The organism is Staphylococcus sp. LKG3-1, from assembly GCF_048568385.1.
In the GTDB taxonomy this organism is placed as follows: Bacteria; Bacillota; Bacilli; order Staphylococcales; family Staphylococcaceae; genus Staphylococcus; species Staphylococcus saprophyticus.
This window is the reverse complement of the sequence record NZ_CP183796.1, coordinates 897,042-923,598: the sequence shown is the minus strand read 5'-3', so window position 1 is coordinate 923,598 and position 26,557 is coordinate 897,042. Positions and strand designations below refer to the sequence as shown.

At 32.4% G+C, this 26,557-nt stretch carries 23 protein-coding genes, 8 tRNA genes, 1 pseudogene and 1 riboswitch; of the genes and pseudogenes, 25 read left to right on the top strand and 7 right to left on the bottom strand.

Annotation, left to right across the window (positions count from 1 at the left end; translation table 11 throughout):
- Nucleotides 1-176 precede the first annotated feature (176 nt).
- The 5 genes from ACM595_RS04455 to yhaM all read left to right on the top strand — a co-directional run bounded on the left by ACM595_RS04455 (nt 177) and on the right by yhaM (nt 7,196).
- Nucleotides 177-1,307 carry a DUF445 domain-containing protein gene (locus ACM595_RS04455; RefSeq protein WP_002482888.1) on the top strand — a complete coding sequence of 377 codons (1,131 nt, stop codon included), beginning with the start codon at nt 177-179 and terminating at the stop codon, nt 1,305-1,307.
- 68 nt (nt 1,308-1,375) lie between these two features.
- Nucleotides 1,376-1,720, top strand: a complete 345-nt coding sequence (locus ACM595_RS04450) for a YlbF/YmcA family competence regulator (protein ID WP_002482889.1) — start codon at nt 1,376-1,378, stop codon at nt 1,718-1,720.
- Between the two features lie 415 nt (nt 1,721-2,135).
- Nucleotides 2,136-3,320: a metallophosphoesterase family protein gene (locus ACM595_RS04445; protein WP_041080114.1), complete on the top strand. Its 1,185-nt coding sequence runs from the start codon at nt 2,136-2,138 to the stop codon at nt 3,318-3,320.
- A gap of 1 nt (nt 3,321) precedes the next feature.
- Nucleotides 3,322-6,255 carry an ATP-binding protein gene (locus ACM595_RS04440; RefSeq protein WP_115338460.1) on the top strand — a complete coding sequence of 978 codons (2,934 nt, stop codon included), beginning with the start codon at nt 3,322-3,324 and terminating at the stop codon, nt 6,253-6,255.
- Nucleotides 6,255-7,196 (top strand): 3'-5' exoribonuclease YhaM, encoded by a 942-nt coding sequence (gene yhaM / locus ACM595_RS04435; RefSeq protein ID WP_002482892.1) that lies wholly within the window; start codon nt 6,255-6,257, stop codon nt 7,194-7,196. The genes ACM595_RS04440 and yhaM overlap by 1 nt, the downstream gene beginning before the upstream one ends.
- Nucleotides 7,197-7,339: 143 nt before the next feature.
- Here yhaM and ACM595_RS04430 read toward each other — a convergent pair whose 3' ends face one another.
- The 4 genes from ACM595_RS04430 to ACM595_RS04415 form a co-directional block, all read right to left on the bottom strand.
- Entirely contained in the window at nt 7,340-8,332 is a 993-nt protein-coding gene (locus ACM595_RS04430; protein WP_011302817.1) for a foldase protein PrsA, read from the bottom strand.
- A gap of 220 nt (nt 8,333-8,552) precedes the next feature.
- Nucleotides 8,553-9,116, bottom strand: a complete 564-nt coding sequence (locus tag ACM595_RS04425) for a DUF3267 domain-containing protein (protein ID WP_002482894.1) — start codon at nt 9,114-9,116, stop codon at nt 8,553-8,555.
- A 204-nt stretch (nt 9,117-9,320) separates the two neighbouring features.
- A complete protein-coding gene (locus tag ACM595_RS04420) occupies nt 9,321-9,695 on the bottom strand; it encodes a YtxH domain-containing protein (RefSeq protein ID WP_002482895.1) in 375 nt (124 codons plus the stop codon).
- 78 nt (nt 9,696-9,773) lie between these two features.
- A complete protein-coding gene (locus ACM595_RS04415; protein WP_002482896.1) occupies nt 9,774-10,199 on the bottom strand; it encodes an HIT family protein in 426 nt (141 codons plus the stop codon).
- Between the two features lie 128 nt (nt 10,200-10,327).
- Here ACM595_RS04415 and ecsA point away from each other — a divergent pair, with 128 nt between their 5' ends.
- Together ecsA and ecsB are read left to right on the top strand one after the other, a co-directional pair.
- Nucleotides 10,328-11,065, top strand: a complete 738-nt coding sequence (ecsA, locus tag ACM595_RS04410; RefSeq protein ID WP_002482897.1) for an ABC transporter ATP-binding protein EcsA — start codon at nt 10,328-10,330, stop codon at nt 11,063-11,065.
- Complete coding sequence (gene ecsB, locus ACM595_RS04405) at nt 11,062-12,285, top strand: ABC transporter permease EcsB (protein WP_115352871.1); 1,224 nt, start codon at nt 11,062-11,064, stop codon at nt 12,283-12,285. The genes ecsA and ecsB overlap by 4 nt, the downstream gene beginning before the upstream one ends.
- Nucleotides 12,286-12,347: 62 nt before the next feature.
- Here ecsB and ACM595_RS04400 read toward each other — a convergent pair whose 3' ends face one another.
- The gene (locus ACM595_RS04400; RefSeq protein ID WP_002482899.1) at nt 12,348-12,851 is read right to left on the bottom strand and encodes an antibiotic biosynthesis monooxygenase; all 504 of its coding nucleotides are present in this window, start codon (nt 12,849-12,851) and stop codon (nt 12,348-12,350) included.
- A gap of 291 nt (nt 12,852-13,142) precedes the next feature.
- Between ACM595_RS04400 and hemE the strand changes: the two genes are divergently transcribed.
- The 15 genes and pseudogenes from hemE to menC all read left to right on the top strand — a co-directional run bounded on the left by hemE (nt 13,143) and on the right by menC (nt 21,667).
- Nucleotides 13,143-14,147, top strand: coding sequence for a uroporphyrinogen decarboxylase (gene hemE / locus ACM595_RS04395; RefSeq protein ID WP_419744488.1), 1,005 nt, complete (start codon nt 13,143-13,145; stop codon nt 14,145-14,147).
- 85 nt (nt 14,148-14,232) lie between these two features.
- Nucleotides 14,233-15,156, top strand: coding sequence for a ferrochelatase (gene hemH, locus ACM595_RS04390; RefSeq protein ID WP_002482901.1), 924 nt, complete (start codon nt 14,233-14,235; stop codon nt 15,154-15,156).
- A gap of 17 nt (nt 15,157-15,173) precedes the next feature.
- On the top strand, nt 15,174-16,568 hold the full coding sequence (gene hemY, locus ACM595_RS04385) for a protoporphyrinogen oxidase (RefSeq protein ID WP_041080110.1): 1,395 nt from the start codon (nt 15,174-15,176) through the stop codon (nt 16,566-16,568).
- 172 nt (nt 16,569-16,740) lie between these two features.
- Nucleotides 16,741-17,298 carry an RBBP9/YdeN family alpha/beta hydrolase gene (locus tag ACM595_RS04380; RefSeq protein WP_002482903.1) on the top strand — a complete coding sequence of 186 codons (558 nt, stop codon included), beginning with the start codon at nt 16,741-16,743 and terminating at the stop codon, nt 17,296-17,298.
- A 361-nt stretch (nt 17,299-17,659) separates the two neighbouring features.
- Nucleotides 17,660-17,733, top strand: a tRNA-Met gene (locus ACM595_RS04375).
- Nucleotides 17,734-17,744: 11 nt separating this feature from the next.
- Nucleotides 17,745-17,820: transfer RNA gene (locus tag ACM595_RS04370), tRNA-Asp, on the top strand.
- Between the two features lie 10 nt (nt 17,821-17,830).
- Nucleotides 17,831-17,903: transfer RNA gene (locus ACM595_RS04365), tRNA-Phe, on the top strand.
- 22 nt (nt 17,904-17,925) lie between these two features.
- A tRNA-His gene (locus ACM595_RS04360) sits at nt 17,926-18,001 on the top strand.
- 13 nt (nt 18,002-18,014) lie between these two features.
- Nucleotides 18,015-18,088, top strand: a tRNA-Gly gene (locus tag ACM595_RS04355).
- A 10-nt stretch (nt 18,089-18,098) separates the two neighbouring features.
- Nucleotides 18,099-18,173, top strand: a tRNA-Asn gene (locus tag ACM595_RS04350).
- 1 nt (nt 18,174) lies between these two features.
- A tRNA-Glu gene (locus ACM595_RS04345) sits at nt 18,175-18,246 on the top strand.
- A 39-nt stretch (nt 18,247-18,285) separates the two neighbouring features.
- Nucleotides 18,286-18,374, top strand: a tRNA-Ser gene (locus ACM595_RS04340).
- A 256-nt stretch (nt 18,375-18,630) separates the two neighbouring features.
- A pseudogene (locus ACM595_RS04335) lies at nt 18,631-19,070 on the top strand (carboxymuconolactone decarboxylase family protein).
- A gap of 190 nt (nt 19,071-19,260) precedes the next feature.
- Nucleotides 19,261-20,643: an o-succinylbenzoate--CoA ligase gene (gene menE / locus ACM595_RS04330; protein ID WP_115340569.1), complete on the top strand. Its 1,383-nt coding sequence runs from the start codon at nt 19,261-19,263 to the stop codon at nt 20,641-20,643.
- A gap of 19 nt (nt 20,644-20,662) precedes the next feature.
- Nucleotides 20,663-21,667 (top strand): o-succinylbenzoate synthase, encoded by a 1,005-nt coding sequence (menC, locus tag ACM595_RS04325; protein WP_115340570.1) that lies wholly within the window; start codon nt 20,663-20,665, stop codon nt 21,665-21,667.
- On the opposite strand, the gene yidD is transcribed toward menC, so the two are convergent.
- Nucleotides 21,657-21,908 carry a membrane protein insertion efficiency factor YidD gene (yidD, locus tag ACM595_RS04320; protein WP_011302826.1) on the bottom strand — a complete coding sequence of 84 codons (252 nt, stop codon included), beginning with the start codon at nt 21,906-21,908 and terminating at the stop codon, nt 21,657-21,659. The genes menC and yidD overlap by 11 nt on opposite strands.
- Nucleotides 21,909-21,967: 59 nt before the next feature.
- Here yidD and ytkD point away from each other — a divergent pair, with 59 nt between their 5' ends.
- A complete protein-coding gene (ytkD, locus tag ACM595_RS04315; RefSeq protein WP_041080050.1) occupies nt 21,968-22,444 on the top strand; it encodes an RNA deprotection pyrophosphohydrolase in 477 nt (158 codons plus the stop codon).
- Complete coding sequence (locus ACM595_RS04310) at nt 22,428-23,219, top strand: alpha/beta hydrolase family protein (RefSeq protein ID WP_181875514.1); 792 nt, start codon at nt 22,428-22,430, stop codon at nt 23,217-23,219. The genes ytkD and ACM595_RS04310 overlap by 17 nt, the downstream gene beginning before the upstream one ends.
- Before the next feature lie 95 nt (nt 23,220-23,314).
- Here ACM595_RS04310 and pckA read toward each other — a convergent pair whose 3' ends face one another.
- Nucleotides 23,315-24,904 (bottom strand): phosphoenolpyruvate carboxykinase (ATP), encoded by a 1,590-nt coding sequence (pckA, locus tag ACM595_RS04305; protein ID WP_115340571.1) that lies wholly within the window; start codon nt 24,902-24,904, stop codon nt 23,315-23,317.
- A 166-nt stretch (nt 24,905-25,070) separates the two neighbouring features.
- Nucleotides 25,071-25,182, top strand: a riboswitch (SAM riboswitch).
- 110 nt (nt 25,183-25,292) lie between these two features.
- Here pckA and metK point away from each other — a divergent pair.
- Nucleotides 25,293-26,489, top strand: a complete 1,197-nt coding sequence (metK, locus tag ACM595_RS04300) for a methionine adenosyltransferase (RefSeq protein WP_002482910.1) — start codon at nt 25,293-25,295, stop codon at nt 26,487-26,489.
- Nucleotides 26,490-26,557 lie beyond the last annotated feature (68 nt).

Here is a 26,557-nt window from a genome sequence, read left to right as displayed (position 1 = left end):
GAATGATTTAGTCACTCTACCTCTACTTGACCTAAACATAGATTTAGGTCTTTTTTTATGTTATAAGTAAAATTTTGGAATGTTTTTCTACGCAATGAATCGTTATATGTTATACAATGTAAAAATGATTATAAGAAAATTTGAAATTTATTTAAGCAAACAAAGGAGTCATACACATGCAGACATTTTTAGTTATCATCTTTATGATGGTTATAGGCGCACTGATTGGTGGGGTAACCAATGTCATTGCTGTTAAAATGTTGTTTCACCCGTTTAAAACATATTATATTTTCAAAAAGAGAGTGCCTTTCACTCCAGGATTAATACCTAAAAGAAGAAAAGAAATTGCGGATAAAATTGGTCAAGTCGTTGAAGAACACTTACTTACAGAAGAAGTTATTCAAGCTAAGTTAAATGCACCAACTTCTAGAGATGCAATTGAAGAGATTATATTTAAGCAAATCGCTAAATTGAAAGAGAATCATACGACAATACAATCATTAGCAGACATTGTAGATATTGATTTTTCTAAAACAGCAAATCAAAAATTAGATGAATTAATTTCAGATAAAATGGATAACTTTTATTTAGATTATCAAAATACGCCAATCCAGCAACTTATTCCTAATGACATTGAAAGTAGTATAGATGATAAAATTGCGCTACTTCCTGAGTTGTTATTTGATAGAGCACGCGTATACTTGAAATCAGAAAAAGGTGGGGCAGATATTGCTTCTATGTTAGATACATTCTTCAACGAAAAAGGAAAAATTGTTGGTATGTTACAAATGTTCATGACAAAAGAAAGCATTGCAGAGCGAATACAGCATGAACTCATTAGATTAACGAGTCATCATAAAGCAAAAGCAATTGCTACGCAGATTATTGAAAATGAATATGCAACAATGAAATCGAAACAGTTGAATGAATTGATAAATGAAACGCAATATCAAGCTTTTAAAACATCAGTGACAGAATTAGCATTAGGATATGTGGACTTAGAACAAACTTCACATAAACCATTGCATACCATTATGCCAAGCTTTATTTCATTCTTAGAAACAAAAGTATCTAAGACGTTAACCGATGTAATTATTGATAATGCGTCAAAACATCTATCTCCAATTATGAAAAAAATAAACTTGAGACAAATGGTAGAAGAACAAATTAATACATTTGATTTAGCTTATATTGAAAAATTAATCATTGATATCGCTAATAAAGAATTGAAATTAATCATGTTTTTGGGATTTTTACTCGGTGGCATAATCGGTTTATTCCAAGGTGTAATTGCAATTTTTGTATAACATATTAAATTATGTTATTGTAATATCGATGTGGTTTTCACACATATACAAAAAAGGAGTGAAGCATAGTGGCAGTAAATTTATACGATCATGCAAATCAATTAGAACAAGCATTAAGAGAAAGTGATGAATATCAAGCTATTCAAAATGCTTATGCAAAAGTTAAAGAAAATCAAGAATCAAAAGATTTATTTGATGAATTCCGTGAAACACAATTAAGTTTCCAACAAAAACAAATGCAAGGTGAAGAAATCGGTGAAGAAGAGCTACAAAAAGCACAAGAACAAGCTCAAAAAATCGAAAATGATTCAAACATTTCTGAATTAATGGCTGCTGAACAAAATATGAGCCAAGTATTCCAAGAAATCAACCAAATCATTGTTAAACCTTTAGATGAAATTTACGCTGACTAATTTTTAGTTGAATATAAATGAATTTTATTTAAATAATATAGTCGTTTAAAGAATAAAACAGTAATCCTATCTTTTATAAATTTGATTTTGTAGTAGTTCAATACCGATGCGACCTATATGGTTAAATAGATCGAGACATATATTTGTCTTGGTCTATTTTTTTGTGAATATATAGATTGATTATATTTTGGCTACTGATTGAAAGGGATTTTTACTAATAAGGTAGATATTAGAGAAACAAAGTGATTGCTCGCTTAGTTTTATCGACTGGTGAATAAACAATATGGTAAAATATAGAGATAAAAGGATTGTTATGCATACAATTTAACAAGTGACAGAAATAACTTAGATGTTAATTAATTGTGGTATATGCATAAGTACAAATAAACCTTTCAATAAAGGAGAACTATACTGTATGGTGAAATTTATTCATTGCGCTGACTTACACTTAGATAGTCCTTTTAAATCTAGAAGTTATCTTAGTCAGTCTATTTTTGATGATATGCAAAAAAGTGCTTACGAAAGTTTTAAAAAAATAGTAGATTTAGCATTAAATGAAGAAATAGATTTTATGATTATTTCTGGTGATTTATTTGATCAACATAACCGCACGCTACGTGCAGAGGTATTCTTAAAGGAACAGTTTGAACGATTAAAGAGAGAACAAATATTTGTTTATTTATGTCACGGAAATCATGATCCATTATCAGCAAGTATTGGCACAGTATGGCCAGATAATGTTTCCGTTTTCTCTGAAAATGTTGAAACTTATCAAACAATCACTAAAAATGGCGAAGAGATTTATTTGCATGGTTTTAGTTATCAAAATGATGCAAGTTATGAAAATAAATTAGATGCATATCCTTCAAGTCAAGGTCAAAAAGGCATACATATTGGTATCTTGCATGGTACATATAGCAAATCAAATACCAATGATCGATATACTGAATTCAGACTAGAAGACTTAAATAATAAGTTATATCACTATTGGGCTTTAGGCCACATTCATGAGCGTCAACAACTGAGTGATATGCCACAAATTCATTATCCTGGTAACATTCAAGGCAGACATTTTAAAGAGCTGGGTGAAAAAGGATGCTTGTTAGTTGAAGGGGACGATTTAAAACTCAACGCGCAATTTGTTCCTACTCAATTTATAAGATTTGAAAAAGCAACTATAGAATCGGATAAAACATCGAAGCAAGGTCTTTTTGATGACATTCAATCTTTTAAATCACAAGTGAGAAAAAATGGAAAAGCCATCTATCAACTGAATGTTGTTGTAAATTCAGATCAATTGATATCTGAACAAGATATTTTGCAAGTACATGAAATGATAAGTGATTTTGAAGAAAATGAGCATGATTTTGTATTTGTAGAACAACTCTCAATTAAAAACAAATATGAAGATCAAAATACATTAGTTAAAGAATTCTCGCCTGAATTAATAGATGATACAACTGTTTATGACGGTGCTATGAATGATTTGTATTTAAATCCCAAAGCGTCTAAATATCTAGAAAATTATAGTGATTTCGATAGAAGAGCATTAATTGAACATGCTGAAGAATTATTGAAGTCAGATATGAGGGGTGAATAATATGAAAATCAAATCATTAGAGATTTATGGATACGGTAGATTTATTGAAAGAAAAATTGAATTTGACGAATCATTTACTCAGATTTATGGTGAAAATGAAACGGGTAAATCTACAATACAAGCATTTATTCATTCAATTCTCTTTGGATTTCCTACAAAAAAAGAGAACGAACCACGTTTAGAACCAAGATTAGGTAATCAATACGGTGGTAAATTAACATTAATTCAAGATGACGGCTCGCTCGTCGAAGTAGAACGTATTAAAGGCAGTGCGACTGGTGATGTGAAAGTTTATTTGCCTAATGGTAGCATTAAAGATGAAAGTTGGTTAAAAAAAGAACTTAATTTTATCTCGAAACGTACGTATCAAGGGATTTTTTCATTCGATGTTTTAGGGTTGCAAGATATTCATAAAAATATGGATGAAACACAATTACAAAATTATCTTTTACATGCTGGTGCTTTAGGCTCTACTGAATTTACGACTATGCGTGAGGTATTAAATACTAAAAAGGAAGAACTTTATAAAAAAAATGGTCGCAATCCAATTATCAATCAACAAATAGAACAACTGAAAGAATTAGAAGGCCAAATTCGTGAAGAAGAAGCAAAATTAACTTCTTATAAGCGATTAGTAGATGATAAAGATAAAGCAGAAAGACGACTTAATAATTTAAAACAAAATTTAGCACAGCTATCTAAAATGCATGAACGTAAACAAAAAGAACTCGCTTTACTTGAACAGACTCAAGAGTGGAAACAATTGGAAACCCAATTGAATATAGAGCCTGTTGTTTTTCCAGAACAAGGTATAGATCGTTATGAATCGGCAAAGTTACAAACTCAAAATTTAAAGCGTGATATCAGTTTAAGAACAGAACGGTTAGCACATCTTAAAGCCGAAAATGAAAAAATAACAGTACCAAGGCAAAGTGACATTGATGCATTTAATCATTTACATCAACAAGAAAATGAAATAAAACAAAAAGAATATGAAGTTAAGGCGTTAGATAAAGAAATACAAGATAAAGAACGTGAAAAAGAAGGCTTGAAGTCAAACATTGGATGGCAAACTGTTCATCATGAAGTCGATGGTTCAGAAGCTATGAAGAGTCATGTCAGTAATCAAATAAAAGATAAACAAGAACAAATGGCTTATATCCAACAACTCGAACGTAATATTGAAGAAAATAAAATTGATAATGATACAAATCACGCAGAAATGAATGCGCTTGAAGCAGATATTGTTCCAGAAGAGAACTTTGAAAAGAAAAAACAATATAATAGACAAGTGTTTGAGCTTCAAGAGAAAAACAATCTTTATCAAAAAATGAAAGAAACATTTGATAAAGAGCAAAGAGAGAATGAGAAGAAACAAAATTTAATGCGAATAAGTTTAATTATATTGGCTATTATTGGCATTGGACTGACAGTCTTCTCATTTGTATCTGCGAATATCATTTTCGGGATTATCTTTGCTATTCTATCAGTCGTATTTATTGTCGGTATATTCTTTGTTAAAACGAAAGAGGTCGGACATAGTGAATCTTTCTCTAAAGAAATTGAAGATTTGCAACAGCAAGTAACACAACTTGAAGATAACTATGATCTTGACTTCGACTTGGATGATCAGTACAGAGTACGAGAACAGCTACAAACAACAATCAAAACAAAAGAAGCAATAGATAAGAAGGCTGAATACTTAACCAATACTTTAACTCAGGCAAAGGAACAATATCAAAATGCGCAACAAAACATTGATAAAGTGAAAGCTGATTTATATTTATCTGATAAAATGTCAGATGAATTAATCATAGATAGTATTGGAACAATGAATAAAATTAAAACACATGAAAAGCATATCGATGATTTGCAAACACAGGTACAAGCCTTAAAACAACAATTAAATGATTTTTACGAACATGCGCAAGAAGTAACTAAAAACCAATTTACGTATTTTAATGAATTATCGCTATTCCACGATATAAGACAATGGCTTAAAGAAGAAACAAGTAATTTGGAAAAATGGACACGTAATGATGAACAAATCAAATTAATTGAAAGTGAAGTTTCACAACTGAATAGTAGATTAAATGAAAATAGCCGTGTGATTGACCAATTATTCAATTTTGTTAATGTTAACGATGAAGAATCATATTATCAACATCATGTTCAATATCAAAATTATCATCAAAATATGTCGAGATTTAATGACTTATCAAAATATCTGGAAAATCAAAATTATAATTATGATACAAGTTCAAGTTTAAGTGAGAAAACATCTGCACAACTTACTAACGAAGATGAAGTATTAGCACGTCAAGTTGATGATTATAATGATCAGTATTTAGAAATGCAATCTGAAGTAAGTGACTTAAATGCCAAAATCACAGATATGGAAACAGATAAGACTTTAGCTGATTTAAGACATAGATTCCACATATTGAAAAATAAAGTGAATGCTGAAGCGAAAGATTGGGCAAGTTTAAGTTATTTACAAGCATTGGTAGAAGGACATATTAAACAAATTAAAGATAAACGTTTACCACAAGTGATAAATGAAGCAACAGATATCTTTACGCATTTAACAAATGGTCATTATGTTCAAGTTACGTATGCAAATGATAATTTAATGGTTAAACAAGTTAATGGTCAAATGTATGAACCCGTTGAATTAAGCCAATCAACAAAAGAAATCTTATACATTGCATTGCGTTTAAGTTTAATTAAAACATTAAAGCCATATTATCCGTTCCCAATTATCATAGACGATGCGTTTGTTCATTTTGATAAGCAAAGAAAAGAAATCATGATGAATTATTTGAGACAAATGCCTAACAGTTATCAAATCCTATACTTTACATGTGTGAAAGATAATAGTGTGCCTTCAAAACAAATTATTACTTTAGATAAAATTCAGGAAGGCGGTAAATAATGAGAAATGTAGAAAAATTAAATCCAGGTGATTCAGTAGATCATTTTTTCTTAATCCATAAAGCGACACAAGGTGTTACTGCTCAAGGTAAGGACTATATGACACTATACTTACAAGATAAAAGTGGCGATATAGAAGCCAAATTGTGGACTGTGAGTAAAGAAGATATGAAAATATTAGAACCTGAGAAAATCGTACATGTTACTGGTGATGTAATTAATTATCGTGGTCGTAAGCAAATGAAGATAAACAAGATAAAATTAGCTACACCAGATGATAATATGAAAACGCAAGATTTTGTTGATGGGGCGCCGCTTACTCCAGATGAAATTCAAGAGGAAATATCGCATTATATGTTGGACATTGAAAATGCAACGTTACAACGTATTACGAGACATTTGATACGTAAGCATCAAGAAGCGTTTTTTACTTTTCCAGCAGCTAGTACACATCATCATAATTTTGCGAGTGGTTTAAGCTATCATGTGTTAACAATGCTACGTGTTGCAAAATCAATTTGTGATATTTATCCATTGTTAAATCGCAGTTTGTTATATAGCGCAATTATTTTGCATGATTTAGGCAAAGTTAGAGAATTAAGTGGTCCAGTAGCTACTTCCTATACTGTCGAAGGTAATTTATTAGGGCATATTTCAATTGCTAGTGATGAAGTCGCAGAAGCGGCAAGAGAGCTGAATCTTGAAGGTGAAGAAGTGTTATTGCTACGCCACATGATTTTAGCGCATCATGGTAAAATGGAATTTGGTTCGCCGAAATTACCTCATATGAAAGAGGCAGAAATATTATTCTTCATTGATAATATAGATGCGAAAATGAATATGTTTGAAAAAGCTTATAAGAAAACTGATAAAGGTCAATTTACAGAACGTATTTTTGGATTAGATGGTAGACAATTTTACAATCCTAAATCGCTAGATTAATAATGAAGGTCTTTTAGGTTGGATATATAATATTAAAAGGTTCGAGACATTTGTGGATGTTCTCGAACCTTTTTCATTTTCGAAAAAAGTGGTATAGAAATCTAATTGAATAGGTTTCTATACCACTTGATTCATTTATGAAATTATTGTCCAGTTGACATGCCAGCACCACTTTGTTGCATAGATTGTTGTTGCTGTTGTTGTTGCTGCTGTTGTTTGATTTTTTCTGGATCTAATATTGAGTCTTCAATCGCTTTTTTAATATCTCTATCTTTATAATCAACTTTATATTCATCTAATAATTCTTTATAAGCGTCAGTTAAAAGCTTAGGATCTTTTTGAATTTTAGTTTGAATTAATTGTGCTTTTAATTTGCCTTTTTCTTTATCAAAGTCATTTTCTTTATCTGCTTTGATAATATGGTAACCGTAATCTGTTTTAACTACGTCAGATACTTTACCTTCTTTAAGTTTGAATAATGCTTTTTCAAATTTGTCTTCCATTTGACCTTTGACGACATAACCTAAGCTACCATCTTTTTTAGCAGAGGCTTTATCCATTGATTCTTTTTTAGCAATTTCTCCAAATTTATCTGGGTGTTTTTCAACTTCTTTTTGGATTTTTTCAGCTTTTGCTTTAGCTTCTTTATCAGATAAGCCTTCTTTATCATCTTTATTTTCTTTAACTTTAATTAGAATGTGAGAGCCTTTTTTGGTATTTTCTTTAATTTCTTTGTCAGACATACTCACTTTATCATTAAGTAGTTCTTTTTGATAAGCTTGTAATTTTTTCTGTTCTTTATAATCGCCTATAGACATTTTTTGTTGTTTTAACATACTTTCAAATTGATCTTTGCCACCATATTGTTTTTGTTCTTTTTCAACTTCTTTATCAATATCTTTTGTATTTACATCGTCTTTATATTTATCAGCAAGCAATTTGTTTAACATGATTGAGAATGATGTATTAGCAATTTGCTCATCACCCATCTTGTTCATAACATCTTCGACTTTAACGTCGCCAGCTTTTGAAGAAATAATTGTATCTTCTTTTGAATCTGTTGCACTGTTACCACATGCGCCTAATAACAATGCACTAGCTGTAACAGGAAGTAAAACTTTTTTAAATGTTTTCATAGTTGGAAACTCCTTTTGTAAGAATAACAACGTAAATATAACATATTATTGATTATTCACCAATTAGAAACATAATTTCTACGACTATAGTATTAGTGTTTTGTGACTTTTGATATAACTTAATCAAAAAAGAGGTGACATCGTAACCTATTGTTAGATTACTTATGTTCACCTCTGTAATATTTATCTATGCATACAAGTAAATCATTATGAAACAAGACTATACTTTTTTCTCATAATGCGTATTAACTTTATTTAATATATTAATACCTGTTTGATGTTCTTCTATATAATCACCTTCATTTGAAAATAAAATGATTTTTAAATATAGAAAATCCATAACTGAATAACCCATATTTAAAGCAATTAAAAACATCAGATAATGACCGTATTGTGGAAACAGTGTACTGAAATAAGCACAAATTACAGTGATGATTATAACTGGTGTTATTAAATCAAAACAAAAATAATACTTATTTACTGGTGTGTTCACATACGTATTATAAAATGGTATTTTTTTATGCCGTAACAATTTATATTTTTTAAACGATTTATAATATGGAATAAAAAATATGAGGTGAATGGCTTTGTGGATAGGGTACAAAATAACCACGAGTAGTAAAAAGATTAAAAAATATTGATCAGTTAGTTTTGTGTTAGAAAAAAAATAGAGTATTTCATAAGCAAGGAGAAATGTAATAATGGTTGTAACTAAACTTAGAAATGCAATCCTTGGTAATCCAAATCGAGCATTGATATCGATTTGTCTTGTACAGAGATACATTGTTTATTCACTCCTCTTAAACTAAAGTCATATGATATATGCTTATGTATTATCTATCTTAATATGTGAAACGTCAAGATATATTCCATCATTTGAGTAGGTAAGTTTATAGCATGCATAAAAGTATTTTCAATTAAAAAACTGTTATCTAGCATTAGTTTAAATGTTAGATAACAGTTCAATAATTGATACTTTAATTAGTGGTTATTTTTCATCTTTATCAAATGCTTTTGAAATTTCTTCACCACGGTTTTGAAGGTTTTCAATATGTGATTGCAAATTCTCAATATTTGGATTGATATCAGATTTGAAATCACCAATCATCGTTTTTACTTCGTCACCGATAGAACTACCGAATTCAGTACTTTCAGTTTTGATTTGTGAAATATAGTTGGCTATGTCATTCACACTTTGCTTAATTGTGTTTATTTCTCTATCTACTTCTGATTCAGCACCAGTTGGTTTTTTAGCACGTGCAGTATTTAGGCTAGAATCTTTTTTATCACGATTCATTAAAGCTACACCGAGGCCAGTTGCAACGCCAGCGCCTAGGCCTAATAATATTTGAGCTGTTTTCATAAAAATTCTCCTCATTTCTAGTAGTATCTCATCCGTTAATATTTTTTATATACCCCATATGTAATAAGGTAAGCATGATTAATCGAATTGAGCGGCTATTTCTTGTGCAATTTCAGCCTTTTGTTCATCGTCGATACTTTCTTCGTGTGTTTCCCATTTATAGCCAAAACCATCGACATCATTTTCATATCTTGGTAGTAAATGGAAATGAAGATGAAAGACAGATTGATCGGCAAATTCACCATTATTCTGTATAATATTGAGTCCATCTGGGTTAAAAGCTGTTTTAATAGCGTTAGCAACTTTTGGCAGTGCGACACCAATATGTTTCATTGTTTCACTGTCAGTTTCAAAAATATTAGCAGATGCTTTTTTAGGGATTAAAAGTGTATGACCCTTGGTAACTTGTGATATATCTAAAAATGCATAGACATATTCATCTTCATATACTTTATGACTTGGTATTTCACCATCTATAATTTTACTAAAGATTGTTTCTGACATAAAATCTTCACTCCTTGTAAGATTGTTATTGCCTATTATAGCATTACTGTATTATTTACGTCAGTTTTTGCAGTAAATTTATGACTAATTAAAGATTTTTGATACAATATATTTTGTGGAGGTGCTATATGACAGTAAAAGTAGAACATTTAACAGGTGGTTATGGAAAACGACCTGTAATTAAAAATATAAATTTTGAATTAACACAAGGTGAAATTGTGGGACTTATAGGATTAAATGGGGCAGGTAAGAGTACAACGATTAAGCATATGCTTGGATTGTTAACACCTATGGAAGGTAACTTGTCTATTTCTGATATAAATATAAAGCAAGATGTTGAAACATATAGAAGAAAGTTATCGTATATACCAGAATCACCAGTTATTTATGAAGAACTAACTTTACAAGAACATATTTATATGACAGCAATGGCATATAATATTAGCAGAGAAGTTGCTATGGAACGTGCGCGTCCATTATTAAAAACGTTTCGTTTAGAAGATGAATTAAATATTTTTCCAAGTCACTTTTCTAAAGGTATGAAACAAAAAGTGATGATTATATGCGCATTTATAGTTAATCCTGAACTATATATTATCGATGAACCATTTCTTGGTTTAGATCCGTTAGGTATTCAATCTATGTTAGATTTGATGGTGGAAAAAAAGCAAGAAGGTCGTACAGTGCTGATGAGTACACATATACTAGCAACTGCAGAGCGTTATTGTGATAGATTTTTAATCATGGATGAAGGAGAAATAGTTGCTTTTGGAAACTTGGAAGAGTTGCGTGCTCAAACAGGGCTAAAAGGTAAGACATTAGATGAAATCTATATCCATGTCACGCAAGGTGGCCAAAATTCATGACACGAGATGCAGAACAATTATTTAAAACTAGAAAACGTGAAATAAGTAAAGAAAAACAATATTATAATAAATTTATTTTTAATGGTCATTTTTCTTTGTTTTTAGTTATTATGTTAGGTGCATTTATATTAGGCTACGGTGATTGGCTTAAATCAATACCGAAACATATTAATTATTCACTTATTGTTAGTATATTCGTTTCAATAACGTCAATGTTTCCATTACGTACGTTGCTTAAAGATGCAGATAAATTATTTTTATTGCCATTCGAAAGCAATATGAATCACTATATTAAGCAAAGTTTGATTTATAGCTATGTTTCACGTATTGGCTTACAAGTTGTTATTATGATTGTATTATTTCCATTGTTTTATGTGATTAATGACCAGACATTTGGCTTTTATATATTATTTGCATTATTAATGTTAATCATGCCATTTGTAGGCTTATTATTAAAATGGCAATGGTACACGTATAAATTGGAAAGTTGGTCATTGCATACATTACTTTTTATTGTACTTGCATCAGGCTATTATGTGACATTAGATGCCAAATCATTTGCAAGTATCACTTCGATATTAATTATTATAGGCTTAACACTACTACTTCAATATCAAAATAAGCATCAATTGTTTCCTTGGGAAAGAATGATTAAGTCAGAGCAACAACATCATATGAATTACTATAAATTTGTAAATATGTTTACAGATGTCAAACACCTTAAAGAAACATCGGTTCGACGAAGTTATTTGGATCCTATTTTACGAACTCCTAAGTTTAAGAAATTCAATGAGAATTATATGTATTTATATTTATTCGCTAGGAGCTTCGCAAGAGGGAAAGATGTTTTTAATATAATATTAAGGTTAGTTATTATTGCGCTCATTCTTATGTTTTGGTTGCATCAACCCGTAATCACTTTGATCATAGGAAGTTTGTTTATGTATATTATCTTGCTTCAAATGGCACAATTTTATACACAACAGGCATATGGTTTATGGCCACAAGTTTGGCCAACACCAGAATCAAAAGTGATTAAAGGTTATGAACAATTTTTATATAGATTAATGTTTATGATAGGCATTTTATTTATTATCGTATATGCGATATCTTTCCCATTATACAGTTATTTTGGCTTATTATTCTTAATAGTGGGTTGGTTAACAATTAGAAATGTAATTAAAAAATTAAAATATCAAGAAACGTTATTGCGAGATTAAAAAAACACTGTTTATGTCATTTGCTTTGACATAAACAGTGTTTTTAAGTTCATTACATTAAATCAATTATCATCGATAGGGAATAAATATCTTTCGAAATAACTAGAATGTTGGCCACTAGAACCAAAGAATTGACTTAATGCTAATTTATCGAAATTATCTTTGAAAATAGATGATGCTTTAAAGTCTTCATAAGCCGTTCTACTTTCAAAGCCAAAGTAAATCTTATAAGTTAAACCTTGATCAGGTTTTAGGAAACGATAGCTTCGATAACCCGCAAATTGTTTAAAGTCAGCAGTAATATTTTCTAATCTTTTTTCTAGTTGATAAGCATGATCTTCTGATGTAGGTACAAATATGACCGAATAAAAATAATTTTCATTTAAATCTCCCTCAGCTTTAAGTACATCATAGACTAAAGGTTGTTTTAATACAGAAGTTTGGTCAGTTTCTTCAAGAATGACTGAAGAATCAGATGCTGAAAATTGTAATAAGTTATGGTCAGGATTATTTAGCCTAATCTGGTTTAAGTAACCAAACGTTCCATAAGATGCATAAATTTTCATAAGATTGTCCCCCTTGCTTGGTATATGAAAGTATAAATAACTATTTCACTTTACTATAAAAATATCTACTTTTTCAAATAAATATAAAATAGGCTTTGATAACATTATAATTGATTTTTATTATAAAACAATAGTCAAATAATTAAGCTGTTAAAATGAGATTGTTTGTCTTTTTTATGACATTTTAGAACAATAAAATACGCGTAATTAAGCAATATGGTATTATAGACAAGAATGATTATAATCTAGGAGGATTAAAAGGTGCATAATAAAAACAATACGATCCTAAATATGATAAAAGGCGAGTCGGTTTCGCACACACCAGTTTGGTTTATGCGTCAAGCTGGCAGGTCTCAGCCAGAATATAGAAGATTAAAAGAAAAGTATTCATTATTTGAAATTACACACCAACCAGAACTGTGTGCGTATGTAACACATCTGCCTGTAGATAACTATAATACAGATGCAGCGGTACTTTATAAAGATATCATGACACCTCTACAGCCAATAGGTGTGGATGTAGAAATAAAATCTGGCATAGGTCCAGTGATTCATAATCCAATTAAAACGATACAGGATGTTGAAAAATTAGGACACATTGATCCAAAGAGAGATGTACCTTATGTGTTAGATGCGATTAAATTATTAACTGAAGAAAAGTTGAATGTGCCATTGATTGGATTTACTGGTGCGCCATTTACACTTGCAAGTTATATGATTGAAGGTGGTCCTTCTAAGAACTATAACTTTACAAAAGCAATGATGTATAGTGATGAAGCGACATGGTTTGCATTAATGGATCACTTAGTTGAAATGTCTATAACTTATACTTCTGCACAAATAGAGGCAGGTGCACAAATTATCCAAGTATTCGATTCTTGGGTGGGTGCATTGAACGTTCAAGATTATCGCTATTATATTAAACCTGCGATGAATAAATTGATAAGCGGTATTAAGGAGAAGTATAATGTACCTGTTATTCTATTTGGAGTTGGTGCTAGCCATTTAGCAGATGAATGGAACACATTACCTATAGATGTATTGGGATTGGATTGGAGACTATCAATTAAAGAAGCTAGTTCAAGGAACATTGATAAGACATTGCAAGGGAATTTAGATCCATCTCTATTATTGGCACCATGGGATGTAATAGAAGAAAGGCTGAAAGCAATATTAGACCAAGGGATAGCGCATGGCAAACATATTTTCAATTTAGGTCATGGCGTATTTCCAGAGGTGAAGCCCGAAACATTAAAACGTGTGACTACATTTGTACATGACTACACACAGAGATAGTACGACATAAATTTTGACTATCACGAATTACAAATAATTATGTCATATGCATCTAAAAATTATAATACAAAAGGATGATCTTAAAATGACAAAAACAATAGGCCTATTGGTTATGGCTTATGGAACACCATATAAAGAAAGCGATATAGAAGCTTATTATACAGATATTAGACATGGGAAAAAACCTACTGAAGCGGAACTACAAGATTTAAAAGATAGATATCAATTTATTGGTGGTTTATCTCCGTTAGCAGGAACGACAAATAGACAAGCAGAGTCACTTCGTGATGCGCTCAATCAAGCCTATGACGACGTTGAATTTAAACTATATATCGGTTTAAAACACATTCACCCATTTATTGAAGACGCTGTACAATCAATGCATGAAGACGGTATAGATGAAGCTGTTACAGTTGTATTAGCACCACATTATTCTAGCTTTTCAGTTGGCTCTTACAATACACGTGCACAAAAAGAAGCAGATAAATACGGCATCACGTTTAAACATGTTGAACATTACTATCAACAACCTAAATTCATTCAATATTGGACAGAGAAAATCAATGAAACATTAGCAGATATTCCACAAGATGAACATGACAAAACAGTTCTTGTTGTTTCAGCTCATAGTTTGCCAAAAGGCTTAATTGAGAAAAATAACGATCCTTATCCTAATGAGTTACATGAAACTGCTCAGTTATTAGAACAACATTCAAATATTATACATGTAGCTGAAGGATGGCAATCTGAAGGGAATACGGGTACACCTTGGTTAGGACCTGATGTTCAAGATTTAACTCGAGCGTTATACAATGAACATAAATATGAACACTTTATCTATACCCCAGTGGGTTTTGTTTGTGAACATTTAGAAGTACTCTATGATAACGATTATGAATGTAAAGTGATTTGTGATGAATTAGGTGTACATTATCATCGTCCAAAAATGCCAGATACTGATCCGCTATTTATTGGCGCAATTGTTGAAGAGATAAAAAATGTTTATTAAAGGAAGCGTGACTTATTTTGACTAAAAGTATTGCTATTATCGGAGCTGGTATCACAGGTTTATCTAGTGCATATTTTATAAAAAAACAACGACCAGATATAGATGTGACGATATATGAAGCGACTAATCGAACTGGCGGTAAGATTCAAACCTATCGAAAAGATGGTTATACGATTGAATTAGGTCCAGAATCTTATCTAGGACGCAAACAGATTATGACAGACATTGCTAAAGATATTGGATTAGCAGATGAACTTATCACTAATCAAACAGGACAATCTTATATTTATGCTAAAAATAAACTGTTTCCTATTCCAGGGGGATCTATCTTAGGTGTGCCAACTAACCTTAAACCTTTTATTAAAACAAAATTGATTTCGCCTAAAGGTAAATTACGTGCTGGTTTAGATTTATTAAAAAAGCCTATTCAAATAGAACGCGATATTTCTGTTGGGTCATTCTTTCGTGAACGTCTAGGAGATGAAGTCTTAGAAAATTTAATTGAACCTTTAATGGGTGGTATTTATGGTACAAACATTGATGAATTAAGTTTAATGTCTACTTTTCCGGAGTTTAAAGAAAGAGAAGAACAGTTTGGTAGTTTAATTAAAGGTATGCGATACGAAAAAATGCAACGTCAAAAACAACGACAATTATATCCAGGAGCACCAAAAGGCCAATTTAAACAATTTAGGCATGGGCTGACTTCTTTTATTGAAAAATTAACTGATTATGTCGTAAACCAAGGTGTAAAAATCAGATTTAATACACCTATAGATGATATCGTCATCTCACAAACGAATTATGAGCTTGTTGTAGATGATGAAAAAAATATCTACGACAGTGTGCTTGTTACCACACCACATCAAACCTTTATGAAATGGTTTGGTAATGATCCAGCCCTTGATTATTTCAAAACAATGCCATCTACAACCGTTGCAACGGTTGTACTAGCATTTGATGAACAGCATATTGAAAATACCTATGACGGTACGGGTTTCGTGATTGCAAGAACGAGCCAAACCGATATCACAGCATGTACATGGACAAGTAAAAAATGGCCTTTTACTACACCAGAAGGTAAGGTGCTGATACGTGCTTATGTTGGTAAACCAGGTGATACGGTTGTGAAAGATCATTCAGATGAAGAACTTGTAGATATTGTTAAACGAGATTTAACACAAATGATGACTTTTAAAGGCGCACCAGATTTCAGTATTGTGAATCGTTTACCTAATAGTATGCCGCAATATCGTGTGGATCATATGGATAACATATCTGCGATTCAAGCGCATATTAAACATAATTATCCTAGGTTAAGAATAGCCGGTGCTTCATTTGAAGCGGTTGGCCTGCCAGACTGTATTTTACAAGGTAAAAATGCAGTATCAGAATTATTAAATGAATTATAGAGTATATGCGAGTAAAGATACGGAGCGAGGATTTGAAATCAAATACAATTTTGGTTTCTGCCTCGTTTTTTAATTGATATTATTTATGTAGCATTAAAAACGATGACATGCTATATAAATGATAAAATGATATATATATATATTAGAAAGTTATTTTTAATGGGGGATTTATATGACGGATATAATTATAGTACATTCAAAACAAGGTGATGCATCAAATCATTGGTATGAATGGTTAGCCAGTAACCTCACGCTAGAAGGTTATAATGTAACTTTATTTAACTTGCCGGTTGATGAAAATGATCATATTGATACTTGGATGAGTAACATGAAAAATCAAATTTGTGTTACTAAGTATGAAACGTTTTTTGTAACGCATGGTTTTGGAACACTCGCAGCTTTAAAGTTTATAGAGAAATCACAAATTAATACTATACAAGGATTATTTAGTATTTCTGGATTCATGGAGGATGTCATACCATTTGTCGAAACCAATCAAATTGAAGACTTTCATATAGATTACGAAAACGTTAAACAAAAAGTAGAGGCATTTTATGGTCTATGTGCCAAAAATGATTCCTATGTGTCTTACAAAGAAACAAAAAGATTAATGGATACGCTTGGAGGGACATGTAAAGTAACTGAATTTGGCGGTCATTTTATGGAAGATGATGGTTTCACGACATTTACACAGCTACAAAGTAAAATGCAAGGCATTATGAGTGAGTAATCGAAATTATTATTGTTATAGATTTATAGTCGAGAAATGGGAGGATAAATTAATTAGTAAAAAGCTTTGTTTGATGTATCAATCATAAAGGGCGATAGGTTTTTGTATAAATAAGAAACAAAATATAAAATATTATAGTTATATTCCATTTTTACACAAAATAATTTCTGGAATCCATTGACTATCATGTGAAAAATTTATATACTGAGTAAGTCCTAATTGATACGAGATGTGCAAACATCAATTATCGCATTTGAATTTTAATTTCGAATTAAGTTAATGTTAATTAATTTTAAAAAACGTTGACATTAAGTAAATGTTTATGATATATTAATTGGGTAGGCGTCATAAATATTATTAACGCGGGATGGAGCAGTTCGGTAGCTCGTCGGGCTCATAACCCGAAGGTCGGTGGTTCAAATCCGCCTCCCGCAACTTTTTAAATAGGTCCCGTAGTGTAGCGGTTAACACGCCTGCCTGTCACGCAGGAGATCGTGGGTTCGAATCCCATCGGGACCGCCATTTTTATTATGGTTCAGTAGCTCAGTTGGTAGAGCAATGGATTGAAGCTCCATGTGTCGGCAGTTCGACTCTGTCCTGAACCATTCTTTTAAAGTTTATACTTTGGCGGTTGTGGCGAAGTGGTTAACGCATCGGATTGTGGTTCCGACACTCGTGGGTTCGATTCCCATCATCCGCCCCATAATCGTTAAAGTGCGGGTGTAGTTTAATGGCAAAACCTCAGCCTTCCAAGCTGATGTTGTGGGTTCGATTCCCATCACCCGCTCCATTTTAATTATTCCACAGTAGCTCAGTGGTAGAGCTATCGGCTGTTAACCGATCGGTCGTAGGTTCGAGTCCTACCTGTGGAGCCATGGCCCCGTGGTCAAGCGGTTAAGACACCGCCCTTTCACGGCGGTAACACGGGTTCGAGTCCCGTCGGGGTCATACAAACAGAAGTGAATTATCGCTTCTGTTTTTTTATATGGAGAGTTGTCCGAGTTGGCCGAAGGAGCACGCCTGGAAAGTGTGTAGGCGCCACAAGCGTCTCGAGGGTTCGAATCCCTCACTCTCCGCTAATAATAGATGCCTCGTTATTCTACATTTATTAAAGTGTTGAATAACGAGGTTTTTTATTAGTTTAAATAATGAGTTGAACGAAAATAAAATTAGGGTCTGATTTACAAATCTTGTATATTTATAGCAGATATCCAAAATAAGTTTGTCAACGCTTTAATAGTGGTAAAATATCAACGATTGCAAGTATTATTTTTTATTTTTAATTAATTTAAAGATAAATCACTTCGTTTAAAAAGATATGTAGGTTCATTCATGGATAATCGAATAGACTATTATGAAATCGCAAAAGAAGAACTTGGGTTAATTATGGATTTAGAGAAACAATTGAAAAAACATCGATAGATAGAAAACTACGTGAATTGATTAAAATACGCGTCTCACAAATCAATGGTTGTGCATTTTGTATTGGCATGCATACTGCAGATGCTAGAAAAATGAAGGTTTCAGAAGAAGAAATATATTTATTAAATGCTTGGGATGATACGAATGTTTTTTCTGAAAAAGCAAAGTTAGCATTTAAATTAGCAGAAGCAATTACATATATCTCTAAAAATGGTGTGCCCGATAAACTGTATGATGAGGTACGTACATTATTCTCTGAAGAAGAATATACAGATTTAGTATTAATTATTAATCAAATTAATATGTGGAATAGACTATCCATTTCTATGGGTAATCAACACCTTATATAGTAAGTCTTAGGATTAAAGGCATCCAGGCAATTTATGGATGCTTTTTTATTTTGTGGTCATCGGGGTAATGTTAACGTGTTTACCTTTAATTATAACATTTGAGTTTAATAGGTTATTTGTTGTTGATGTGCAGACACTGTTAAATAAGACTAAACACGTTATAATGAGTATGAGATGGAGGAATGATGAAGTGGATTTTTGGTTAAAACAACAGGCGCAACAAAAGGGTGAACATATATTTATTGATGATGGTGAAACGCAAGTCACGTTTGCGACAATGTACGACAGAGCTTCAAAACTTGCTTTTACTTTACATCAGTTAAATAAAAAGAGAATAGGCTTTTATATTGATAATACTATTGAATCTGTTTTGCTTATTAATGCTGCTTGGCTGGCAGGGATTGAAGCAGCTATGATAAATACTCGGTTAACTCGAAATGAGATGATAGCACAGATGGATTCAATAAATGTTGATACAGTAATTTCCATGCATGATCTTGAATTAGAACATATTCAAGTTGTGCCTTTTAATGAGCTTATTTCAGTTAATAATGATAAGTATTTTGAAGAGATATTTTCATTAACGCGTATAGCATCTATTATGTTTACATCCGGTACTACAGGGCCACAAAAAGCAGTGCCGCAAACATTCAATAATCATTTGGCGAGTGCTCTTGGATGTCGAGAAAGCTTGGGTTTTAATGAGAAAACAAAATGGTTATCTGTGTTACCGATATATCATATTTCAGGATTAAGTGTCGTATTACGTTCATTAATTGAAGGCTTCACATTACGGTTAGAATCAAAATTTAATACGGAGCAAATGTTAAATATCATAAAAAATGAAGCGCCAACGCATGTATCGCTAGTGCCACAAACATTAAAATGGTTAATGGATGCTGGATTACACCGTCCATTCTATATTGAGAAAATACTGTTAGGTGGGGCTAAGCTTTCTCGTAACTTAATTCAACAAGCTTTAAGCTATGATTTACCAATATATAATTCGTTTGGCATGACAGAGACATGCTCGCAATTTTTAACGGCGACACCTGAAATGCTTGAACATCGATTTGATACTGTTGGCAAACCGAGTAATGATGTTGAAGTTAAAATTAAATCACCTAATATAGATGGACATGGAGAACTATTGATTAAAGGTAAAAATGTAATGGATGGTTATCTTTTTCCTAAAGTAAAAATGGATACATTCGAAGACGGTTATTTTAAAACTGGTGATATAGCGGAAATAGATGAGGAAGGCTACGTCATGATATACGATCGTAGAAAAGATTTAATTATTAGCGGTGGTGAAAACATATACCCATTTGAAATAGAATCTGTAGCCAAACAATTCCCTAATATCGAAGATGCTATGTGTATCGGTGTTGAGGACGATACTTGGGGTTCAGTACCTTATCTGTATTATGTTGCAAATAAAGATATCGCAGAAGAACAATTAACTGTGTTTTTTAAAGAAAAACTTGCAAAATATAAAGTACCTAAACAATTTCAACGAGTATCTCGTTTACCTTACACGTCAACTGGTAAACTTCAAAGAACGCGTTTATAATCTTAACTAAGGAGTACATATGAAAATAGTTAACATGCATTTGTATGATTATAATGCAAAATTTAAAACACCTGTCATTACCCCTAAAGTAAAAATGAATACGCGCAAAGCGATTTTCGTTGAATTAATAACAGATAAAGGTAAATCATATTTTGGTGAAAGCAATGCGTTTGAAACGAATTGGTATGCAAATGAAACAATAGAGGATGTAAAACATTTTTCAAAACTATGGTTTCAACAGGTTCAGGGTAAAACGTTTCATTCTTTTTTAGAAATTCAAGATGCATTAACGCAATTATCTAATTATCCTGCAACACGTAGCATGTTGGTGATGGCTTGTTATCAAATGTTTCATGTTTTAGAATCATTGAATGTGCCTTATGGCGCGACAGTTAATGGCATGACTTCAAGAAATTTTCAACAACTTGTTCAAACGCAACCGCAACGCGTAAAGCTTAAATGGAATGCTGATATCTTAGATGATGTGGAAAAGGTGTCACAATTAGCTTTTCGACCTGATATAGCCATCGATGCGAATGAATCATTAAGCAAAGTAGATTATGATAAATTAAAAACACTAAGTGAAGCGCAAATATTATATATTGAGGAACCTTTTAAGTCACTACAACATTTAACACATTTTGAAAAAAATGAACTACCACCCGTTGCGATTGACGAGAAAGCGACATCTAAATCACTTATTTCACAAGCTATTAATGATTTTGGCATTGATGTCGTTGTGTTAAAACCATTTAGATTGGGTGGCATAGATAAAGTGATGGATTTGATAAAAATGCTCAATACTCTAGATGTGAAAATCGTGATAGGTGGTATGTATGAATATGGCCTAAGTAGGTATTTTACAGCGATGTTAGCACAATATGCTGATTATCCTAGTGATATTACACCAGAAGGTTATTACTACGAGGTAGATATGATTAATCAGGCAGGTATATTAAAAGGAGGCTCAATTTATTTTGAGCCTCCAGTGGTAAATCATAAGATATTGAATTTTATTTGTTAATGTTTTTATCTTTTTTATGCTTTGTTTTCTTTAGCGGTACGGGATCAAAGCCACCTTTATGAAGCGGGTGACATTTTGAAATTCTTTTAATACCTAACCATGTGCCTTTGAAGGGACCATACACTACTATGGCTTCTCTAGTATATTCAGAACAGGTTGGATAAAAACGACAAGTTGCAGGGGTTAATGGTGATATAAAGCGTTGATATATATGGATAAGTCCTAGAAATATAGTTTTCATAATTTTGCCTCCAACAAAAATCTTAGCATAGCTAGTTTAACATAATAAGGGGAAGAGTGATGTATGTGAAGTTTAAAGACAAAGAAAATGACGATGTGTACCTAACATTTAAAAAGAAAGCAGATTATGCCAACGGTAATCATGTACTTATAATCCCTAAATATAAGGGTAGCTTGTTATTCACAAAACATAAAATACGTGGTATTGAATTTCCGGGTGGTAAAAGAGAAAAAGGTGAGGCGAGTGAAACTGCTGCAGCACGAGAAGTCTTTGAAGAAACTGGCGCAACGATTAAATACTGTGAATACATAGCGCAATATAAGGTTGATCGTCAAATTGGAATGTCCTTTACTAAAGATGTCTTTATGGTGGAGATAGAAGCTATCACTGAGCAACCAGATTATTTTGAAACGGATGGACCACTATTGTATAAATCATTATCTGAGATTCCAGAAGATAAAAAAAGTTACTTATTGAAAGATCCAGCAATATTACAATGTTTAGAGAGAGTGATTGAACTTGGATTTTATTCATAAAAAGAGAATGCCGGTTGAATCAAATAGCCATATATTTGATGAAGTAATCTATAGAGTAGATCATTTAAATGTTAAGGGGCTGCTGATGACACCTCATGCAAAAGTGCAGAGAATTGTTTTATATTTACGAGGTGGTAAAGGGCAAGTAGGTAAGGTGAGAACGGGAAGATTGATGCAATTTGCGGATGAACATACATTGGTCTTTGGACCTTATTATAGAGGTAATAATGGTAGCGAAGGCAAAGATGAGTTTTATGGTTCGGATCTGCATGACGTTACAGTTGCGATACGTTTGTTAAATCAAAAGTACCCTGGTATTCCCATTCACATGATTGGTTTTTCTAGAGGTGGACTTCAAGGTTTATTAACATTTCAAGATTTACCGGTGACGAGTTATATTATTTGGGGCGGTGTCTCAGACATAAATCTGATGTATGAAGAACGCGTTGATTTAAGGGGAATGCTTAAACGTATGATTGGAGATCCTAAAAAGAATATAGAAGCTTATAAACAACGTGATGCTATCGCTCAAATTAAAAACACAAGCCCGCCCATATTTATAGTTCATGGGGGTAAGGATAAACAAGTAGGTATTCATAATGCTTACTATTTAGTGGAACAACTTGAAAAGATTGGTGCGACATTTCGTACTTATTACCAAATGTCGGAGGGACACGTACCAAGACCATTTGCGCTCAAAGATACGCTACTGGCAATTAAACAGTGGATGGATGATGTTGAACAGAACAAGCTTAAAGACCAATATGATAGATAAGATGTTATAGATATAAAGTATTTACAAATAAAAAGTAGCCATGTAGTTTTCTATTGTAATAGAAGACTACATGGCTACTTTTCTAATATTTTAAATTATTCAAATCCGCCATTGACGGCTAATTCGTCAACATCTTCTCCAAATTTTTCAAAATTAGATTTAAAACGATTAATTAAATCTTGAGCTTGTGTTCTGTATGCTTCTGGCTTACTCCAAGCATTGATAGGATTGAGCAATGTTTGAGGGACATCTTCTACTTCAACAGGAATATCTAATCCGAACATATCATCTTTCACATATTCTGCATCTCTCAATTTACCTGTAATGGCTTGATTAACCATTTGTCTTGTATAATTTAGGCTAATACGACGTCCAACGCCATACTTTCCGCCAGTCCAACCCGTGTTAACTAAGTAAACATCAACGCCATGTTTATCTATTAAGTTACCTAATAAATCAGCATAAACTTTAGCGTTTAATGGTAAGAATGGGGAACCAAAACAAGTAGAGAATGATGGTTCAGGCTCAGTAACGCCTCGTTCTGTTCCAGCTAATTTAGCAGTGAAACCACTTAAAAAATGATACATCGCTTGGTCTTTGGTTAATTTTGAAATAGGTGGTAATACACCAAATGCATCTGCAGTTAAGAAAATAATTGTATTAGGATGCGCTGCTTTAGATGGTGTCACAATATTATCAATGTGGTGAATAGGGTATGCAGCTCTAGTATTTTCCGTGTATTGATTGTCGTCAAAATCAACATCGCCTTCTTCATCAACAACAACGTTTTCTAGAATTGTTCCGTATTTAATAGCATCATAAATTTGTGGTTCTTTTTTCTGTGATAGATTAATTGCTTTTGCGTAACAGCCACCTTCGATGTTGAAGATACCGTTATTATTCCATCCATGCTCATCATCACCGATGAGTTTACGTGTAGGGCCAGCAGAAAGTGTTGTCTTTCCAGTACCTGATAAACCAAAGAATAGAGCTACGTCGCCTTTTTCGCCAACATTTGCTGAACAATGCATACTCATAATGTCATCTTTAGGCAGTAAGTAGTTCATTACGGAGAAGATTCCTTTTTTCATTTCACCAGCATATTCAGTTCCACCTATTAGGATTACTTTATGTTTAAATGATGTGATAATGAAGGTTTCTGAATTTGTACCATCTATGGATGGGTCTGCTTTGAAGTGAGGTGCAGAAATAATAGTGAAGTTTGGTTTGATTTCTTGAGCTTCTTCATTTGTACTTGGACGGATGAACATGTTTTGAGCGAACAAATTATGCCAAGCCAATTCATTAACAACAGTGAGTTTTAACTGTGAATCTTCATCGCTACCTGCATAACCGTTAAAAACATAAAGCTCATCTTTCTTATCAAGATAGTTTAATACTTTATCATATAAATTTAGAAATTTTTCTTCTTCGATAGGTTGGTTTATGTTGCCCCAATCGATGTCATCTCTATAAGATGGCTCAGTGACAATAAACTTATCTTTTGGTGAACGACCAGTATATTTACCAGTTTTTGCATTGATGGCGCCTAATTCCGTTAGTTCGCCTTCATTATTTTCTAAAATTTTATTATACAACTGAGTTGTAGATAATTGAAATAATGAAGATTGCTTGTCTAAAATGCTTTCAATTTTGCTTGTATAAGTGTATGTATCTACCGCCATACTTGATCCCTCCACACTATTTAGTTGATGTAAGCCTTTACAATTACAGAGTATAACATATATAGATTAATAGTCCACACCAATTTCAAAGGAATTTTAAATAAATATTAATAAATGTAAAATTGACATTATATGTTAGATTAGGTACTATATAGATTAACGGATTCTCTTATCCTGAGTGGCGGAGGGACATGGACCCAATGAAGCCCAGCAACCTCTTCTTAATTGAAGAAAGGTGCCAAACCGTTTGCAGACAAATAGCGTCTGAACGATAAGAGCGAATGGACGTATAAAGGGCCTTCTCTCTATTTACTATAGTGTAGAAGGCCTTTTTTAATGAGCTCAACAGAGAGAGAATTTTCGTAATTTAAAACTAAAGGAGCAAATTATGACATATAATAAAAGATTGTTTACTTCAGAATCTGTAACAGAAGGGCATCCGGACAAGATTGCTGACCAAGTATCGGATGCGATTTTAGATGAAATTTTAAAAGATGACCCAAATGCACGTGTGGCTTGTGAAACGACTGTAACCACAGGTATGGCTTTAATTTCAGGAGAAATTTCAACAACAACTTATGTTGATATACCAAAAGTAGTTAGAGAAACAATTAAAGAAATAGGTTACACACGTGCGAAATTCGGTTATGACAGCCAAACGATGGCTGTATTAACAGCAATTGACGAACAATCTTCTGACATCGCACAAGGTGTAGATACAGCTTTAGAATATCGCGACGAAGCTTCTGAAGCGGAAATTGAAGCTACGGGTGCAGGAGATCAAGGCTTGATGTTTGGTTATGCAACTAATGAAACAGATACGTATATGCCGTTACCCATTTTCTTATCACATCAGTTAGCTAAACGCTTATCTGACGTACGTAAAGATGAAATTTTAAAATACTTGCGTCCTGATGGAAAGGTTCAAGTGACAGTTGAATATGATGAACAAGATAAACCAGTTCGAATAGATACTATTGTTTTATCTACGCAACATGCTGAAGATATTGAATTGGATCAAATTAAAGATGATATTAAAACACACGTTATTTATCCAACAGTGCCAGAGTCATTATTAGATGAACAGACGAAATTTTATATTAACCCAACTGGTAGATTTGTAATCGGCGGTCCTCAAGGAGATGCAGGACTAACAGGTCGAAAAATCATCGTGGACACATATGGTGGATATGCACGTCATGGTGGTGGATGCTTCAGTGGTAAGGATCCAACTAAAGTTGACCGCTCAGCTGCATATGCTGCACGTTATGTAGCTAAAAATATTGTTGCAGCTCAATTGGCTGAAAAATGTGAAGTACAATTAGCGTATGCGATTGGTGTTGCTGAACCGGTTTCAATTTCAATAGATACATTTGGTACTGGTAAAGTCAGTGAATATGAATTAGTAGAAGCTGTAAGAAAACATTTTGATTTAAGACCTGCCGGAATTATTAAAATGCTTGATTTAAAACATCCAATTTATAAACAAACAGCTGCATATGGTCATTTTGGACGTACTGATGTGCTATTACCATGGGAAAAATTAGATAAAGTTAACTTATTAAAAGATAGTGTCAAAGCTTAAACTGAGACAAAATGTTTAAATTTTAAACTTTACTATCGAATACGATGCGCATATCTATTATAATTAAG